General features: G+C 54.9%; 13 protein-coding genes. 3 read left to right on the plus strand and 10 right to left on the minus strand.

Features of this window, described 5'->3' with window-relative positions; genetic code table 11:
• Positions 1 to 85: 85 nt before the first annotated feature.
• From ABRZ26_RS18425 to ABRZ26_RS18440, 4 genes are all read right to left on the minus strand, one after another.
• Complete coding sequence (locus tag ABRZ26_RS18425) at positions 86 to 1,777, minus strand: AsmA family protein (RefSeq protein WP_319605581.1); 1,692 nt, start codon at positions 1,775 to 1,777, stop codon at positions 86 to 88.
• Between the two features lie 285 nt (positions 1,778 to 2,062).
• Positions 2,063 to 3,451: a nucleobase:cation symporter-2 family protein gene (locus tag ABRZ26_RS18430; protein ID WP_319605582.1), complete on the minus strand. Its 1,389-nt coding sequence runs from the start codon at positions 3,449 to 3,451 to the stop codon at positions 2,063 to 2,065.
• 146 nt (positions 3,452 to 3,597) lie between these two features.
• Positions 3,598 to 4,908 carry an APC family permease gene (locus tag ABRZ26_RS18435; protein ID WP_319605583.1) on the minus strand — a complete coding sequence of 437 codons (1,311 nt, stop codon included), beginning with the start codon at positions 4,906 to 4,908 and terminating at the stop codon, positions 3,598 to 3,600.
• Between the two features lie 62 nt (positions 4,909 to 4,970).
• Entirely contained in the window at positions 4,971 to 5,783 is an 813-nt protein-coding gene (locus tag ABRZ26_RS18440) for a carbon-nitrogen hydrolase family protein (protein ID WP_319605584.1), read from the minus strand.
• Between the two features lie 90 nt (positions 5,784 to 5,873).
• Here ABRZ26_RS18440 and ABRZ26_RS18445 point away from each other — a divergent pair, with 90 nt between their 5' ends.
• Positions 5,874 to 6,650: a helix-turn-helix transcriptional regulator gene (locus ABRZ26_RS18445; RefSeq protein ID WP_319605585.1), complete on the plus strand. Its 777-nt coding sequence runs from the start codon at positions 5,874 to 5,876 to the stop codon at positions 6,648 to 6,650.
• On the opposite strand, the gene recG is transcribed toward ABRZ26_RS18445, so the two are convergent.
• Genes recG through gmk form a run of 5 tightly spaced genes read right to left on the minus strand, consistent with a single transcriptional unit; the run spans position 6,647 to position 12,497 of the window.
• Complete coding sequence (recG, locus tag ABRZ26_RS18450) at positions 6,647 to 8,728, minus strand: ATP-dependent DNA helicase RecG (protein ID WP_319605586.1); 2,082 nt, start codon at positions 8,726 to 8,728, stop codon at positions 6,647 to 6,649. The genes ABRZ26_RS18445 and recG overlap by 4 nt on opposite strands.
• Positions 8,728 to 9,420, minus strand: a complete 693-nt coding sequence (gene trmH, locus ABRZ26_RS18455) for a tRNA (guanosine(18)-2'-O)-methyltransferase TrmH (protein ID WP_319605587.1) — start codon at positions 9,418 to 9,420, stop codon at positions 8,728 to 8,730. The genes recG and trmH overlap by 1 nt, the downstream gene beginning before the upstream one ends.
• 4 nt (positions 9,421 to 9,424) lie before the next feature.
• A complete protein-coding gene (gene spoT, locus ABRZ26_RS18460; protein WP_319605588.1) occupies positions 9,425 to 11,524 on the minus strand; it encodes a bifunctional GTP diphosphokinase/guanosine-3',5'-bis pyrophosphate 3'-pyrophosphohydrolase in 2,100 nt (699 codons plus the stop codon).
• 18 nt (positions 11,525 to 11,542) lie between these two features.
• Positions 11,543 to 11,818, minus strand: a complete 276-nt coding sequence (gene rpoZ / locus ABRZ26_RS18465) for a DNA-directed RNA polymerase subunit omega (protein WP_319605589.1) — start codon at positions 11,816 to 11,818, stop codon at positions 11,543 to 11,545.
• 55 nt (positions 11,819 to 11,873) lie between these two features.
• Entirely contained in the window at positions 11,874 to 12,497 is a 624-nt protein-coding gene (gene gmk / locus ABRZ26_RS18470; protein ID WP_319605590.1) for a guanylate kinase, read from the minus strand.
• A 317-nt stretch (positions 12,498 to 12,814) separates the two neighbouring features.
• Here gmk and ligB point away from each other — a divergent pair, with 317 nt between their 5' ends.
• Positions 12,815 to 14,509: an NAD-dependent DNA ligase LigB gene (gene ligB, locus ABRZ26_RS18475; protein ID WP_319605591.1), complete on the plus strand. Its 1,695-nt coding sequence runs from the start codon at positions 12,815 to 12,817 to the stop codon at positions 14,507 to 14,509.
• 482 nt (positions 14,510 to 14,991) lie between these two features.
• A complete protein-coding gene (gene eptB / locus ABRZ26_RS18480) occupies positions 14,992 to 16,668 on the plus strand; it encodes a kdo(2)-lipid A phosphoethanolamine 7''-transferase (protein WP_319605592.1) in 1,677 nt (558 codons plus the stop codon).
• 252 nt (positions 16,669 to 16,920) lie between these two features.
• Here the strand turns inward: eptB and uhpT are convergent, their stop codons facing one another.
• Positions 16,921 to 18,312, minus strand: a complete 1,392-nt coding sequence (uhpT, locus tag ABRZ26_RS18485) for a hexose-6-phosphate:phosphate antiporter UhpT (protein WP_319605593.1) — start codon at positions 18,310 to 18,312, stop codon at positions 16,921 to 16,923.
• Positions 18,313 to 18,327: the final 15 nt, after the last annotated feature.

Raw genomic sequence — 18,327 nt, forward strand, 5'->3', positions numbered from 1 at the left:
CGGGATGCCGTGATTAACGACCCGAATCACCGCTACCACGCCATGATTCGGGTATTCGGCCGACCGGCGACCGCCTGCCGATCTTTTACTGCGGCGTTGTTACCGCTCCCGCTTGAATTTGCTGTCTGATGGGGTGTCCATCATGATCCACGCCCTGTAGCGCGCCGTTGAGCGTCGGTTTCAATGCCGTATCGGCCGCCAGTCGCCCGTTCAGATGCAATTGCAGGTTAGCGTCGCCTGAAGGGGCAAGCGCCTGAGCCGGCCATCCCCAGCGCGTCAGAATATCCGCCGGGACGGAACGCCCGTTCATGGTTACTGAAAACGCCCGGTCGGGGTTCTGAGCGATAGTGGCTTTGGCTTCCAGCAGACCGTTTTGAGTAAAGGCGCTGAGGTCGGTAAGCGCGATTTGGCCGTCGTTGGCGGTTAATGCCAATGACGGACGACGGACATCGACTTTGTTGAAGGTCGCATCGCTGGCGTTCAGATTCAGCGAACCGCCCCAGACGCCCCACTGGTGATTACGGGCAAGCCGCAGATCGCTGCCGTATCCGTCCAGTGCGGTAATCTGGAATGGGAAATCAGGGTTGATATCAATCAGCAGATTGCGGTTAGCGGTGAATTTTTTGACCTCCACTTCCGCCAGCCAGGCCGGCAGCGTGCTTTGCCAGCGCGCCAGCCAGTCGCCTGGCAGCGTATATTCCATGCCCGCGACAACGAATTCATTCAGTTGCAAACGGCGATCGCTGCGTTGCCAGTCGCCGCTGGTGCGCAATAACCCCCTCTCCCAACGCGTGGTGAACTGTTTGATTTCAACGCCGTGCGGGGAAAGCGCCAGATTAACGATAGGATCGATCAGATGCATATTGCCGTTAACGATATCGGTGGCGTTGAACGATAGTTCGCCATCGTCGCTTTGCCAGTCGTCCTGTTTGAAGGTGACGTTGCGCAACGTTACGTCGAGATCGATAAACGCCCATCCCGGCCCTTCAATGCGGGCATCAATCAAATCAAAGCGGGAAACGGTAACGGCAGGCAACGCGACGATAGGTTGCCAGAATTCCCGGATGGTTCTTGGCGTTTGCAAACGCACCTTGCTAAGACGCAGGTTGTCGATTTGCCAGCTCCCGTCTTCCGCCCTGCTGGCATTACCGGTTAACTGGCCTTGCGCCACGTCTGCGCCGAAATTGCTCAAGGCGAGTTGATTATTATTAATGTTGCCTTGAACGAATACCTGACTGGCGGGGACATCGTTTAGCCGCAACGAACGGGCGCTAAGTTGGAAATTTCCCTGTTTGCCTAACAGGCGGCCCGCTTCTGGCCGCCAGGGCATAATGCCGCCGTTGACCTGTTGACCGTTTAACTGCCAGTTATCATCCTGGGCCTGAAGCGCCATGGTACGCAGTTGCAACACGTCGGCCTCAATCGGCAGCGTGGCGGCGGATGGCGACAGATTCAGCGTGCCGCCTTCAAGCAGCAGACTGGAAAAATGGCGAGGTTCGGTTATCTGACGAACGCTGAGACCGGCGGAAACCTGTTTGGCGGTGAGTGTCGGCGGCTGATTCTTATGACCGAAAACGACGTCTTGCAGCAGAATACGATCGGGTTCGGACCAATTGTGGTCGATTTTTCCCAGGGATACCTGATAGTCCGTGTTTTGATTCACCCAATTGCCGATCCGGCCTGAAGCCCAGGTGGTTTGCAGTAATACATACAATATGACCAGCGCCAGCAATGCCAGCAGCAGGATGGTCAGCAATAATTTCCCGAGAAATCTCATCGTGTCAGTCCATGCCAATCGTCAGGGATATCTGTTTTTATGCCGCAATTACCTTAAAGGCTCAACAGATAATGCAGTTACAGACAGTAAAAAGCGACCGGTGTTGCATCGTCGGTCGCTTTTATCCCTATACCCGTCATACTTCAAGCCGCAGGTGCGTTGGCTTTCCTCACTCACCCCGGTCACTTACTGGTGTAAGCTCCCGGGGATTCGTTGCGTCGCCGCCTTCCTGCAACTCGAATTATTTAGGGTATACATAACAGAAATTATTGACGCGGATACAAATTATTTTTCGTCGTACGGGAAAACCAGATTCAGCACAATCGCCGTAATACCGCCGGCGGCGATGCCGGAAGAGAGCAGGGTTTTTATCCAGTCCGGCGCGAATTGCAGAATCAGCGGCTGCTGTGATACGCCCAGTCCCACGGCCAGCGAGAGCGCGATAATCATGATGGCGCGGCGGTTCAGCGGTTCGCGGGACACGATACGCACGCCGGAGGCGGCGATGGTGCCGAACATGACGATGGTCGCGCCGCCCAGCACCGGCTCCGGAATGTGCTGTACGAAACCGCTGACGGCGGGGAACAAGCCCAGAATAATCAGCATCAGCGCCACAACAAAGCCGACGTAACGGCTGGCGACGCCGGTAAGCTGAATGACGCCGTTGTTTTGCCCGAAACAGGAGTTGGGAAAGGTGTTGAATACGGCGGATAAACAGGAGTTCAGGCCGTTGGCCAGCACGCCGCCTTTCAACCGTTTCATGTACAGGGGGCCGCTGACCGGTTGTTCCGAGACGTCGGAGGTCGCGGTGATATCGCCGATGGTTTCCAGCGACGTCACCATAAACACCAGCATCAGCGGGATCAGCAGGTTCCAGTCAAAGCCCAGACCGTAATACAGCGGCGTCGGCACCATGATCAAATCGCTTTGCGCCGCCGGAACGCCGTCCGGCAGCATATCCATCAGCCAGGCGCCCAGATAGCCGACGGCCATGGCGATCACCAGCGAGGCCACGCGCAGGTAAGGGTTACGCTGACGGTTGAGCAGAATAATAACCAACAGCACGATGCCGGCCAGCAACAGATTTTTCGGCGCGCCGAAGGTGTTGTTATTCATCGCCGCATAACCGCCGCCGATGGAGGTCAGGCCGACCTGAATCAGCGACAGACCGATAATCATCACCACAATCCCCGATACCAGCGGCGTGATAATCCGGCGGGCAAGGTGCAGGAAGCGGGAGAGAATGATTTCCGTACAGGAGGCGAACATCAAGGTGCCGAACAGCGCCGCCATCATGGTGGGTACATCGGCCCCGCCGTTTTTCAGCGCCAGTCCTCCCATGATCAACGGCGTAACGAAGTTAAAACTGGTTCCCTGAATGGACAGTAGCCCCGACCCCACCGGCCCCCAGGTTTTTATTTGCAGAATCGAGGCCAGACCGGAGGCGAACAGCGACATGCTGATGATATGTTGCGTATCTTGCGCCGGTAGGCCCAGCGCCTGGCAGATCAACAGCGCGGGGGTGATCACCGCGACGAACATCGCCAGCAGATGCTGGCTGGCGGCAAACAGGGTTTGCGCCAGCGGCGGCCGGTCTTCCAGACGGTAGATTAATTCGCTGCCGCGCGCAGTCGTCGGGGCGTCGACCTGAGGAATATCCGTGGTGGTAGTCATAATAATGGGCGTTCCAAAATGACAAAGAGGGCATTTTAATGATCTCTTAGATAAAAGCAAACGTTTGCCTTGCCCGGCGGCATAATGCCGAACGGGCGCCTGATGACGGTGATGTCGGTCGGTGAAAACGGAAGCGGAGAGGAGGATTAATCGCCAATTGACGCTTGTTTCAAACGTTGATACCGCTTGAGATAAATCAAACGCATAAGGCCGAGTAATAGCCAGACGCTGCCCATAATGATGGCGGTCTTATCCAGACTGATTAACAGCAACAGCGTCACCAGTACGCCCAGGCCCGGTCCGATAAGATAAAGCAATGTTGCTTTGGCGTCGCGTTGCGGATTGCGCACATAGTAGTGAAATATCACCGACAGGTTTACCAATGAAAACGTGAGGAAAGCGCCGAAGTTAATAAAGGAGGTCGAGGTGGTGATATCCATCCCCAGGGCGAGAAGCGCAACCAGTGAACAGAGCAAAATCGCATTGGTAGGGGTAGTGAAGCGCCCCAGTTTGCCCAGCCCAATTGATAGCACGCCATCAATGCCGAGGGTATAAATCAGCCGGCTGGCGCTAGCCTGCGCGGCGATACCGGAAGCGAATTGACCGAACACCAATCCGAACATGAACAGGGTGACAAAAATATCGCCGCCGATATTCCGTGCAATTTCGAAGGCCGCAGAGTCGCTGTTCTGAAATAACGCGCCGGGATGCGCCAATTGTACGCACCAGGCAACCAGGATAAATAGGGCGCCCCCCAGCAGCGTAATGAACATGATGGCTTTGGGGATGCTACGTTTGGCATCAATGGTTTCCGCCGCCAGCGTGGTAATGGCGTCAAAGCCCAGGAAGGAGTAACAGGCGACGGCGGCGCCAGCCATCATCATAGGCAGCAGATTGTCTCGATCGCTGAAAAAGGGCTGTAGCGTCCAGAACGGGCGGGAAGCATCGCCCCATATATAATGTATCGCCAGTGCGACAAATGCGGCCAGGACGGCTAGCTGTAGCAGCAGCATCAGACTGTTGACGGCGCTTGCGATCTTTAATCCGACAATATTGATGACCGAGGTAACGGCAATGAAGGCCAGGAGCCAGATATATTGCGGGATGGCTGGGAACGCCGCCGAGAGATAGACTGCGCCGATTAACCAAATAACCATCGGTAGAAACAGATAGTCCAGCAGGATTGCCCAGCCGGCGATAAATCCCATATCGCTGTTGATTGCTTTACTCACATAGACATAGGCCGAACCGCTCACCGGAAAGGCGGAGGCCATTTTGCTGTAACTGTAGGAAGTGAACAGCATGACCGTTAGGGCCAGCACATAGGCGCCGGCCGCATGTCCGTCGGTGAGTTGAGCAAGAACGCCGAATGTCCCCAGAACGATAATCGGCGTCATGTAGGCGAGCCCGAATAGTATCAGGTGGCCGGTGGTAAGGATCTTCTTGAATGCTGGCATAGCGAATACTCCTGTTGAAAGATACCTGGCGTTGCGAAGGGGAGCGGCAATGGTTCGATGGCTTATAACAGCCACCAGCGTTGTCCATCGGGTTGATTTTCCACTTTTTCCGGCAGGATCAGCCGTCGATCCCGAAGGTAGTCATATTGGCGACGAATTTGAGGGGGCAGGGAGAAATCCAGCGTGACTTTCAGGGTTCCTTCTCCGCGGCCCAACTGCCCCATCAAGCGACCGTTAGGGTCTATCACCGCGCTTTCGCCGGCAAACCGGCAGCCGGCGCCTTCGCCGCAGCGGTTCGTCATCGCAAAAAAAAGCTGATTTTCAAATGCCCTGGCATGGGCCGAATAGCGATGTACCGGGCCATATGGATCCATATTGCCGTTAGTGACAACAATCAAATCGCATCCCATTGCCGCCAATGCCCGGGCCGTTTCTGGAAATTCGATGTCGTAGCAAATCAGCATGCCGATTCGTTTGCCCCGCCATAATCCGCACACCAGGCGATCGCCCGCGTCTACCAAGGCGCGTTCACTGAACCACAGATGTGTTTTACGGTAATACCAGGCAAGACCGCTTTCCGGCGTGATGAACAATGTGGTGTTGAATACGCTGTCGCCTTCCTGCTCCAGCATTCCGATAGCGATGGCAATATCATGTTGCCGGCTGGCGTCGATCAGCGCGGCGACTTCAGGCCCGTCACGCATCAGCGCGCGATCTCTGATATGGCCTTCTTCGGCGAAGCCCGTTAGAAAGGTTTCAGGAAAGATGGCCAACTCGGTATGCGCGTCGCAGTGCCGGATGTGGGCCAGGGCCAGCTCAAGATTACGATCAATATCGCCTTCTTTACTTGGCGCCTGAATAATTTCTATCTGCATACATTTCCTTTCATGTGGGGGACGACAATGATTTAATGGATTATGCATGCGCGGAAACAGCTGTCTATAACTCAAGAGGGGTGTACCCGAATGGGTGATAAGTATTTCTTATCATTGGAAAATTTGTCTTGGCATCGTGAATTCGCCAGCTTGATCGATAGCCTGGATACAGCGGAATTCTGGCGCAATGTCGTGCGATATTTACGAACGCGGGTGCTGTTCCATAATTGGGTCGCGTTGTTGTTTTCCCGACATAATCGACCGGTGATTTTTGCGGAAAGTGATGGCGACGGCAGCGACACTCAACTGTTTCTTGATTACCAGAAGGGGCTCTACCTGCTTGATCCTTTCTATATCAACGCCTGGCAAAACCCTCGCTCCGGATTACAACGACTGGCGGAGGTGGCGCCGGTTCATTTCATGGAAACGGAATATTACCGGCGCTACTTTCAGCGCAATATAGTGAAAGACGAAGTGCAATTTAACGTGGTGCTGGATGAGTCCCGTATTCTTTGTCTGTCGTTGGGGGCATCAACGCTTTTCAGCGAACAGGATATTGGCGCCATGGTGCTGGCGGAACCGTGGTTACTGGCAATGATGCGCCAGCGTATGCGGTTTGAATTATCAGGCAACGAAAGCGACGCCGCCCCTTTTTACTGCGAAGCGCCTGCGTTGGCCATGCTGACGGAGCGGGAAAACGAAGTGATGCAGTTGATGTTGAGCGGATGCTCCACCAAAGAAATATCCCGTAGATTGATCATTTCCATCGAAACCGTCCGGGCGCATAAAAAACACCTTTACGCTAAATTGAAGGTAAAAACCCAGTCCGAACTTTTCGCTTTGTTCTGGCAAAGACGACAAGGTTAGGCATTGGTATACCGGGTGCGCTCCGGCAGCCAGCGCTCAATCAACGCTTTGGCATGGTCGGGATAGCGTTGATGCAGATGGCGGGCGACGCGCTGTACCTGCGGGATCAATGCCTGATCGCGCAGCAGATCGGCGACTTTGAATTCGGCGTTGCCCGTCTGGCGCGTGCCTAATAATTCACCCGGGCCGCGAATTTCCAGATCGCGCTGGGCGATAACAAAACCGTCGTTGCTGTCGCGTAATACCTGGAGCCGCTTTTGCGCCGTTTTGCTGAGCGGCGTTTTATAAAGCAGCACGCAGTGGGAGGCGACGGCGCCGCGTCCGACGCGTCCGCGCAGCTGGTGAAGCTGCGCCAGCCCCAGCCGCTCCGGGTTTTCGATAATCATCAGGCTGGCGTTCGGCACGTCGACCCCGACTTCAATCACCGTCGTCGCCACCAAAAGCTGAAGTTCGCCTTGTTTGAATGATTGCATAACGGCTTGTTTTTCTTTCGCTTTCATTCGGCCATGCACCAATCCGACGCTGATGTCCGGCAGCGCGGCCTGCAATTCCTGACAGGTCGCTTCGGCCGCCTGCGCCTCCAACAGGTCGGATTCTTCAATCAACGTACAGACCCAATAGGCTTGTCTTCCCTCTTGTCGACAGGCGTGGTTGACCCGTTGGATCACATCGTTACGGCGCGAATCCGCGATGGCGACGGTGGTGACCGGCGTTCTGCCCGGCGGCAGTTCATCGATCACCGAGGTGTCCAGATCGGCGTAAGCGGTCATCGCCAGCGTGCGCGGGATCGGCGTGGCGGTCATGATCAACTGATGAGGATGGAAACCCTGCTCTTCGCCTTTTTCCCACAAGGCCAGACGCTGATGCACGCCGAAACGGTGTTGCTCATCAATGATCACCAGCGCCAGCCCGTTGAATTTGACCTGCTGCTGAAAGATGGCGTGGGTGCCGACCACCATCGCTACCTGACCGCTGGCGATGGCGTCCTGCTGCGCCTGCCGGGCTTTGCCTTTTTGTTTGCCGGCCAGCCAGCCGACTTCAATCCCCAATGGTTCGAACCACTGACGGAAATTGTGCGCATGCTGTTCAGCCAATAGCTCCGTCGGCGCCATCAGCGCCACCTGTTTGCCGTTGGCGATCGCCCGCAACGCGGCCAGCGCGGCGACCAGCGTTTTTCCTGAGCCGACATCGCCCTGCACCAGACGCATCATGGGGATATTTTTCGCCAGATCGGTTTCAATTTCATCGACGACCCGCGCCTGCGCCTGCGTCGGCGTGAAAGGCAGCGTTGCCAGCAGCCGCTGTTTCAGCGCGTCATTGACCGGCAGCGGCTGCGCCCGGTAGCTTTGCGCGCCGGCGCGCACGGCCAGCATGCTTAAATTGTGCGCCAGCAGCTCTTCCATAATCAGGCGTTGCTGCGCCGGGTGCTTTCCCTGCTCCAGTTCGCCGAGCTGCACGTCCGGCGGCGGACGATGCAGGATGTGCAACGCTTCCGGCAGGCTGATAAGCGAGCGGCTGAGTTCTTCCGGCAGCAATTCATCTATCGGGTTGGCGTCCAGCAGCGCCAGCGCCTGATCGGTGAGCTTCCGCAGCGTCGCCTGCCGTATCCCTTCCGTGGCGGGATAAACCGGCGTCAGCGATTCCTGTAATTCGATCTGGGCGCCGTCGCCCTGTAGGCGGTATTCCGGGTGGATAATTTCCGCGCCGATTTTGCCCCGTTTAATTTCACCATAAGCCGTGACCCGCTGGCCGGGCGCCAGGCTGTTCTTCATCGCGGCGTTGAAATTGAAAAAGCGCATGGTCAGCAGGCCGCTGCCGTCGCTAATCTGGCAGGTCAGCATGCGGCGGCGGCCGAAGGAAATGTCATTGTGCAGAATTTCACCTTCCACCGTGGCGTACATGCCGGGAAGGAGATCGCCGATGGGGTAAAGGTGCGTGCGGTCTTCGTAACGCAGCGGCAGGTGAAACAGTAAATCCTGGACGGTTTCCAGCCCGATACGGGCAAGCTTGGCGCTCTGACTGGCACCCACCCCGGCAAGTGTGCTTAACGGTTGAGTATTCAGCAGGCGCCCTTTCATCAGCACTCCGAGGATTGCATGGAGGCCCACCAGGCGGTATCGGCGACAATCTGGCCGTCGCCGTCAATATAAGGGCGAGGCAGGCCTTTACGTTTGGCGACGCGCGCCAGCACCGGATAGCCGCCCTCAAACAGCAGTCGCTGCTGCTCTTCTTCCGCCAGTGGGCTGTATTCACGCCGATACATGCCGGCCAATTGGCGCTGGCGCTGCGCTTCATAGAGAATTAATGCGGAGGCGACGGAGACATTCAGCGACTGCACCATGCCGGTCATTGGGATGATAATATCCCGGTCGGCCAGCTTCAGCGCCTCTGCGCTAATCCCGGTTTTTTCCTGTCCCAGCAGGATGCAGGTCGGACGGGTGTAATCGATGTCGCGGAAATCGACGGCCTGTTCAGAAAGATGGGTGGCCAGAATCTGCATACCCGATGTTTTCAGATGGCTGATCGCGTCGGCGATCGTACGATGCGTTTTGACCTGTACCCAGCTATTGCTGCCGGCTGCGGAGGAGACCAGCGTTCTCATGCGGCTGGTGGGCCAGACGGCGTGAATCTGATGAACGCCCACCGCATCGGCCGTACGAATGACCGCGGAAACGTTATGCGGCTTATGCACCTGCTCCATGCAAAGGGTCAGATCGGGCTGACGGCAGGTCAGCATCTCTCTTATGCGCGCATAGCGTTGAGGGGTCATACGGTCAGTTTCGGTTACGGTTAACTTTTATGACATCCGGCATGACGCGTATTTTGCGCATCACATTCGCCAGATGAACGCGGTCGAGCGTAGTGAGACGGATAAAGGCGCTGTAAACGCGTCCGTCTTTTTCTTCCGTGTTGATGCTCTGGATATTTGAATTGGCGGCGTTAATCGCAGCCGCCAAATTTGCCAATGCGCCCTGGTGGTTGAACATATCCACTTTGATTTCGGCGATAAATTCCTGTTCGGTCACCTTATCCCATTCCACCGCCATGAATTTCTCCGGCTCTTTCTGGTAACCGCGAATATTACGGCAGGATTCATGATGGATGACCAAACCTTTGCCGGGGCTGACATGGGCGATAATCGGATCGCCCGGGATCGGGCGGCAACATTTGGCGAAGGAAACCATTACGCCGTCCGCGCCTTTAATCGGCAATTTGCGCAGCCCGGCGTTATCCAACTGCTTCTGTTCATTGAGCAGATTTTTCGCCACCACCACGCTCATGGCGTTACCCAGTCCGATTTCCGCCATCAAATCGTCCAGCGAGGCCAGTTTCATTCTGTCCAGCTCAGTCTGAATATTCTTTTGCGGGATATCCGCTATTTTGCGGCCGCTGCCCAATGCGTGGCTCAGCAAACGCCGGCCCAGGCTGACGGAGTCGTCGCGCTTGAGGTTTTTCAACATCTGGCGAATTTTGGCGCGCGCTCTGGAACTGACGACAAAGTTCAGCCAGGCGGCGTTCGGTCTGGCGCCGGGGGCGGTGATGATCTCAACGGTCTGTCCGCTGCTCAGCGATTGGGACAGGGGATAAGGCTGGCGATCGACTCTGGCGCCGACGCAGGCATGACCGATGTCGGTATGTACGGCATAGGCGAAGTCAACCGGCGTGGCGCCGGCTGGCAGCTCCACAATCCGGCCTTCCGGCGTGAAGACATACATTTCGTCCGGAAAGAGATCGGACTTGACGCTTTCGATAAACTCAAACGAACTACCGGCGCTCTGCTGCAATTCCAGCAGGCTCTGCATCCAGCGCTGGGCGCGAACCTGCGCCGTGGTGCTGCTCTCGCCTTCTTTGTACGCCCAGTGCGCGGCCACGCCCATTTCCGCCATCTGATCCATGTCGTCGGTGCGAACCTGCACCTCCACCGGCACGCCGTGCGGGCCGATCAGCGAGGTATGCAGCGACTGATAGCCGTTGGCCTTGGGAATGGCGATATAATCCTTTACCCGACCCGGTCGCGGTTTATACAGGCTGTGAACCTGGCCCAACACGCGATAGCAGGTGTCGACTTCCTTCACGATCACCCGAAAGGCGTAAATATCCATAATGGAATGGAAACGCTGCTCTTTCAGGTGCATTTTGCAGTAGATCGAATAAAGATGCTTTTCGCGGCCGCTGACGCGGCAGGCGATCCCGGCTTCGGTTAAGCGGCCTTCAATCTCGGAAAGGATTTTCTGGATCATCTCCTTCCGATTACCGCGGGCGGCCTTGACCACCTCTTTGATCACGCGGTAACGGTTAGGATAAAGCGCTTCAAAACCCAGCTCTTCAAGCTCGGTTTTCAGATTATGAATACCCAGCCGATGCGCCAGCGGACTGTAGATTTCCAGCGTTTCGCGGGCGATGCGGCGGCGCTTGTCCGGGCGCAGCGCGCCGAGCGTGCGCATATTGTGGGTACGGTCGGCCAGTTTGATCAGAATGACGCGGATATCCTGCACCATCGCCATAATCATTTTGCGAAAGTTTTCCGCCTGCGCTTCTTTCTTATCGCGAAACTTCAGCTTATCCAGTTTGGAGACGCCTTCCACCAGTTCGGCGACGCTCTTGCCGAAGAGCTGTTCCACATCCTGATAGGTGGTGGGCGTATCCTCTATCACGTCATGCAGCAAGGCGGCCATCAGCGTCTCATAGTCGAGACGCATTTCGGCCAGAATACAGGCCACGGCGACCGGGTGAGTGATATAGGGTTCACCGCTGGAGCGTGTCTGTCCCTCGTGAGCATCACGTGCAACGAGATAAGCTTGCCGTAAACGTTTGATCTGCTCTTCAGGCAGATAACGTTGAATCAGTTGATTTAGGCTTTCAAAAAGGTACAAGGGCGACTCGTAGTCTAATTAACGGCGGCCTTCAGCAATCGCGGTGACCGCCTGAATTTCTGCGGCTTCCTGCTCTTGCTGCTCCTGACGATCGCGAACGTCCAGAATCTGGGAGTTGATCAGGCCTTCTTCGATTTCGCGCAGGGCGATCACAGTGTATTTATCGTTTTCTTCCGGAACCAACGGCTCTTTGCCGCCGGTCTGGATTTGGCGGGCGCGACGAGCAGCGACCAACACCAGGTCAAAACGGTTACCAATTTTCTCTACAGCGTCTTGAACAGTTACGCGTGCCATAATGTGCTACTCCACAGGGTGATAAAATGGACTGGGCATCATACTTAAAGAGCCGTCAGTCTGCCAATAGTTTGGTGATTAATGCATCATGCCGTACTTTTTGTCTGCTCAGGCGCAGACGCTCGGCGCGAATAATGGTTTTTAAATCGAGCAATGCCAAATCGAAATCGTCATTAACAATCAAATAATCATATTCGGCGTAGTGCGTCATTTCCGCCACGGCTTGCGCCATACGACGTGCGATGACGTCCTCGCTGTCCTGACCCCGGCCGCGCAGACGGCGCGCCAGCTCTTCTTTCGACGGCGGCAAAATGAAAATACTGCGGGCCAGCGGCATCTGGCTGCGTATTTGCTGGGCGCCTTGCCAGTCAATATCCAGAAATACGTCGACGCCTGTCGCCAATATCTGCTCAATCGCGGTACGGGACGTACCGTAGTAATTACCGAAAACTTCCGCATATTCCAGAAATTCATTTTCCCGGATCATACGCTTGAATTCATCGACCGAGACAAAGAAATAATGCTCGCCGTGACTTTCACCCGGCCGTTTGACGCGTGTGGTATGGGAAATCGATACCTGTGTGTCGTAAAGCGGCTGCGTTTTTAATAGCGCCTGGATCAAACTGGATTTTCCGGCCCCACTGGGAGCGGAAACGATATATAACGTGCCTTGAGCCATAGTGAAGTTTTATTAATTGCGATTGATCATGGGTATAGATGCGACAGATTGTGCATTTCATCACATTATACACGGCGAGACGCCATCAGTCGCGTGGCGATAAATCTCATCGCGAAATGTTTTATTGTTATGCCACCATCAATGCGCGCCGCCAACCCCTTTTCTGTACATTTCATCGTCGCTTCCTGTGGTTTTTCATAGGGATTGCAAACGACAAAAAACATTGCGGCGCGCTTTGCATTCCCGGTTTTTCTCCCTCGTTTTATAACGGCGACTGCGCTGTACTGCGCGCAGTGCGTATCGACGGGAGAGGTTATATGAATCGCGGGTTCAGACGGTTTGTCATTTCGGCAGCGGCGGCGTTGGTCGGTTGGCCATGCATCGCGGCTTCATCTTGCCCGGACTGGTCGCTTGCGCGCGCGCAAAAAGAAATGGCGATGCTGCGCCAGCAGTTGGCGCAGTGGGATGAGGCTTATTATCAGGCGGGCGCCAGCCCGGTGGAGGATGAGGTTTATGATCAGCTACGGGGGCGGTTGAACCACTGGCGGCGCTGCTTTTTGCCGCATGAGGCGGATTTCCCCGTGCAGTTGCCGGGCAACGGCAAACAGGCGCATGCGGTTGCTCACACGGGGTTGAAAAAGCTGTCCGATCGCGGACAACTGCGGCAATGGATAAGGCTGCATAAGGACTTATGGATCCAGCCCAAAATCGACGGCGTGGCGGTAACGCTGGAATATCAGCAGGGGCGGCTGACGGCGGCGACCAGCCGGGGTAATGGTTTACAGGGAGAGAACTGGACGGAAAAGGCGCTTGCCATACCGGCGATACCCAAACAGCTGAAGGGGGCGCCGGCAACATTGGTGTTGCAAGGCGAGTTATTTCTTAAGGTGGACAATCATCAGCAAAATCTGCAAGGCGGCATCAATGCCCGATCGGCGGTCGCCGGGGAGATGCGCCGCCGGCAGGCTTCATCCATTTTGCCGCGTATCGGTATCTTTATCTGGGCATGGCCGGATGGCCCGGCGACGCTGTCCGAGCGCCTTAGCGCATTGCGAACGATGGGGTTTGCCCTGGCGGCCGACTATACGCACCGCATCTCTTCGCTGGAGGAGGCTGAACGCTGGCGAGATCGCTGGTATCGCCATCCTCTGCCTTTCGTCACCGATGGCGTGGTGATCCGTGAGGATAAAGAGCCTGATGGGCGCTATTGGCGAAATACGCCGGCTGATTGGGCCATCGCCTGGAAATATCCGCTGGTGCGGCAGGTAGCCGAGGTCAAGGGCGTTGCTTTCTCTGTCGGCCGCACCGGAAAGATAAATGTCGTCTTGAATCTTAATCCGCTGCGGTTGGATGACAAATCGGTGCGCCGGGTCAACGTCGGGTCGCTATCGCGTTGGCGGCAATGGGATGTTTTGCCCGGCGATCAGGTCGGCGTCAGTCTGGCCGGCCAGGGGATTCCCCGCCTGGATACGGTGGTATGGCGTGCGGCCGAGCGTCCGCCGATCGCGCCGCCGGCAGCGAGCGACTTTCATCATCTCAGCTGTTTTCAGTACAGCGCGGCCTGTCAACAGCAGATGCTCGCGCGATTGGTCTGGCTAAGCGGCGAGCATGGGCTAAATTTGAACGGGGTCGGCGAGGGAGTGTGGCGACGCCTGATGCGGCATGGCGCGCTGAGCGATGTCGTCTCCTGGTTGACGCTGACCCGGGAACAGATAAGAGACGTCCGGGGAGTAGGGAATAAGCTGGCTGATAATATTTATGAAAGTTTACAGCAGGCTCGCCGGCAACCTTTGTCTCGCTGGTTGCCGGCTCTGGGAATGCCTTTGCCTCGTTCTGCCGGCGACGCGTTGGAGAATATGAACTGGCAGCAGTTGCAACAACGTACATTGTCGCAATGGCGACAATTTCCGGGGATCGGCGTCAAACTGGCTGAAGAGATCATGGCGTTTTTGCATCATCCGATCGTGGTTGAGCTTATAGCCAGGATAACGCTGGAAGGGGTTAAAACGTAATTTGCCGGGAATCGCCGGGCGGTTTAATAAAAAAATTAACCATGATTAAATAATGGATATTGGTTGAGAAGGCCAAATAATCAGTAGGTTATAGTGCAAGCGGTAAATAATAACCTTAAGGACGCGAATATTCTGACCGCACCGATGCAGATTAAAGAAAATAAACGTCATCAGCTGACGTATCGGCTGAATAACGGTATATACCCATAAAATAAGTCGGTGTTGGTTAAACCAGGGAAATCGACGGCGGTCGGGTATGATGCTTTGTTTTTTATGTTTAATACTATGATTTTAAAATAAAAAATCTATTTTATCCTTTGACGCCATGACGGGCGATGTTTAAGGCGGCTTTCGACGGATTGATGAGCCAATAACTTTACTTTACAAAGATGGCGACTTATTTTCCGAGTCTGAACTCTGACATTACGCTGTTGTCCTATAGCTTCAGAAATAAATAAAGTTTTGCCGGAGCATTGGTCGCGATGAAGTTTAGCCCTTCTTTTTCACAAGCAAAGTTATCGTTCTTACTGGCAGTCTATATCGGTTTTTTCCTTAATCTCTCGGTTTTTTATCGCCGCTTTGATTCTTTTTCAATATTGGCCAGCACGCAGATAGCAAAATTTATCCCGGTGATAATTGAGCTGGGAGCCTGTATCTTTTTTACCTTTTTTCTTATGCGCATTCTTTCTCTGGGAGGACGCCTTTTTTATCGTATTGTCGCATCGCTGTTGGTGATTATTTCCGTCGCCGCCAGCTATTACATGACCTTTTTTAATGTCGTTATTGGTTACGGCATTATTGCCGCGGTGATGACCACCGATATCGATCTATCCAAAGAGGTGATCGGTTTCCGCTTTGTTCTGTGGATGCTGTTGGTGAGCGCATTGCCTCTGCTGCTGATTTGGAAAAACGCATTACGTCATACCTTGATTGAACAGTTGAAATCGCCGGGAAAACGTTTGTCGCCGGTTCTTGTGTTGCTGGCGGTGGTTGCCCTGGTCTGGTTTCCTATTCGCTATATGGCTGAAACCCAATCGCTATCTGAAAAGTCTTCCAATGTCGACTTACCCAGCTATGGCGGAGTCGTGGCTCACTCTTATCTGCCGTCGAACTGGCTGTCTGCGCTGGGACTGTTCGCTTACACCAAATATGACGAAAATCAGGACGAGGCGAATTTGTTCGATCCCGGTAAGCATTTTACTTACCTTCCGCCAACCGGGATTGATGATACCTATGTGGTGTTCATCATCGGCGAAACCACCCGTTGGGATCATATGGGGCTGCTAGGGTATGAGCGCGACACCACGCCCTTGTTGTCGAAAGAAAAAAATCTGGTGGCTTTCCGCGGAAAATCCTGTGATACCTCGACCAAACTCTCCATGCGTTGCATGTTTGTACGAGAAGGCGGCACGGAAGATAACCCTCAGCGGACGTTGAAGGAACAAAATGTCTTTGCGGTGTTAAAAGAGCTGGGGTTCACGTCCGAGCTGTTCGCCATGCAGAGCGAGGTTTGGTTCTATAACAGTATCGAAGCCGACAACTACGCTTTCCGTGAAATGATTGCCTCGGAAAAAAGCAACGACGGTAAATCGGTGGATGACATGCTGCTGGTGGATGAGGTTAAGGAGTCGCTGGAACGTTATCCGCGCGGTAAGCATCTGGTCGTGCTGCATACCAAAGGGTCTCACTACCTTTATTCGATGCGTTATCCTCGCAGCTACGCGCGCTATCAGCCGGAATGTATGGGCGTCGACGCGTCCTGTTCCCGTGAACAACTGATTAACGCCTTTGATAACAGCGTGTTGTACACCGACACCTTTATCCATAACGTGATTAATCAGGTGCGGGATAAAAAGGCGCTGGTTTTTTATGCCTCCGATCATGGCGAATCCATTGACGAGAACTTCCACCTGCATGGCACGCCGCGCGAAATGGCGCCGCCGGAACAGTTCCGCGCACCGATGATGGTATGGGCGTCGGATAAATTTCTGGCGGACGCCAATAACCTGGACGCTTTCGATCGGCTAAAGGCGCAGCAGCGAATAGGCAAAACTCACCGTCACGAAGAGTTGTTTGACTCAATCCTGGGATGTCTGGGGTATACCTCGCCGGATGGCGGTATCAACCCTAAAAATAACTGGTGCAACAAGGGAAGCTAGCGGAGATGCCCGGATGGGGGGCTGTTATCGCCGTCACCAACCATCGTCATCCCCGCGGCAGTAGGCGGCGGGGATCTCCTGCTGGAACCGTGAATAGTCATTGAGTGATTCCCGGTTACTCGCCCCATCCCTGGGGCTCGCCCTTCGGGCCGCCGCAAGCGGCGCTCAAAAACATCGGGAATGTTTTTGAGCGCGGAATGACGGGGTTGGGAAGGTTTGTCGTCAACCTCGGCTGATTCTGTTATCAGCCGGTTACGCGGTTTTCTGTTTGCGGATACGATTTTCGCGGCGGATTTTACGTTCTTCCATCACTGCAACCATCGCCATCAGGCAGATACAGCAGATGGCGGCGGTATCCAGCGCGGCGAAGGTGCCCGCCCAACCGGTCAGACCGAAAATCGGCGTACCGTCGGCAATCATCCCCAGTCCCAGTTTTGCGAAGCTATCGCCAATCAGGTAGGCAAAGGTGCCTTTAATGCCGTCGGCCGCGCCGATGGCTTTTTTCGGTACAAAGCCCACGGCGGCGACGCCAATCAGCAGTTGCGGACCAAACACCAGGAAGCCGAGTGCAAATAACGAGGCGAGATAAACATACGCATTGCCGGCATGCTGGTAGATGCCCAGGGTGGCGATGATCAGCGCCAGCGCGATACAGGCAACCAGCGCGCGACGGCCATTAGCCAGGTCGGAGAGATAGCCCCACAGCAGCGTACCGACCAACGCACCGGCTTCAAACAGGGTAAAGCCCTGAATCGCAACCTCTTTCGATAGTTTTAGCTCCTGGAAGGCGTATACCGTGGACCATTGATCGATACCGATACGCACCACATACAGGAAGACGTTGGAGAAACACAGCAACCAGATGACTTTGTTCTTCAGCACGTACTCGACAAAAATCTGCCATTTGGTCATCGAACTGTCTTCGGTTTCTTTATCTTCATCGCTGATTTCTTCGCCGAACAGCTCTTCCGCTTTACCCAGACCGTAAGCCTCCGGCGAGTCGCTGCCATAGCGCAGACCGATAAAGCCGATAATCAGCGCGATAACGGACGGTACGATGAACATGCCGATGACGTGGCCGTCGAATACATAGTTGGCGCCGAACAACGCCACGCCCGCCGCGCCCGCGCCGCCCAGATTATGGGAGATATTCCACAGTCCCAGATAGGTTCCGCGTTTGCGGCGCGGCGTCCATTTGGTGATGGTGGAGTAGCTGCACGACCCGCCGGTACTTTGGAAGAACCCGCTCAGCGCGTAGAAGGCGATCATCAGAAACAGGCTGACGGAGCCGGATCCCATACTGGCGCTGAAGCCAAGCATACAGATACTGGACAGGATCAGCATAAACGGCAGGAACTGCTTGGTGTTTTTGCCATCGGCATAGTAGGAGACCAGCGTTTTCCCTACGCCGTAGGTAATGGAGAATCCCAGACCGATCATCCCCAGTTGCGTCATGCTCAAACCGTAGGTTGAGATCATGTCATTCTGAGCAATGTTAAAGTTCTTGCGGATCAGGTACATGGTCAGGTAGCCGATAAAGACCACCAGATAGGATTGCATAAAGGGTTTGAACCACATTTTGCGCCGTGTTTCGATCGGCAGATTCAGGGTCGGCTTGCGCACCTGATTAAGAAAGGCCAGCATGGTGTCTCCTCTTAC

Origin of the sequence: Brenneria sp. L4-2C, from assembly GCF_040240335.1 — a bacterium.
Lineage (GTDB): Bacteria > Pseudomonadota > Gammaproteobacteria > Enterobacterales > Enterobacteriaceae > Brenneria.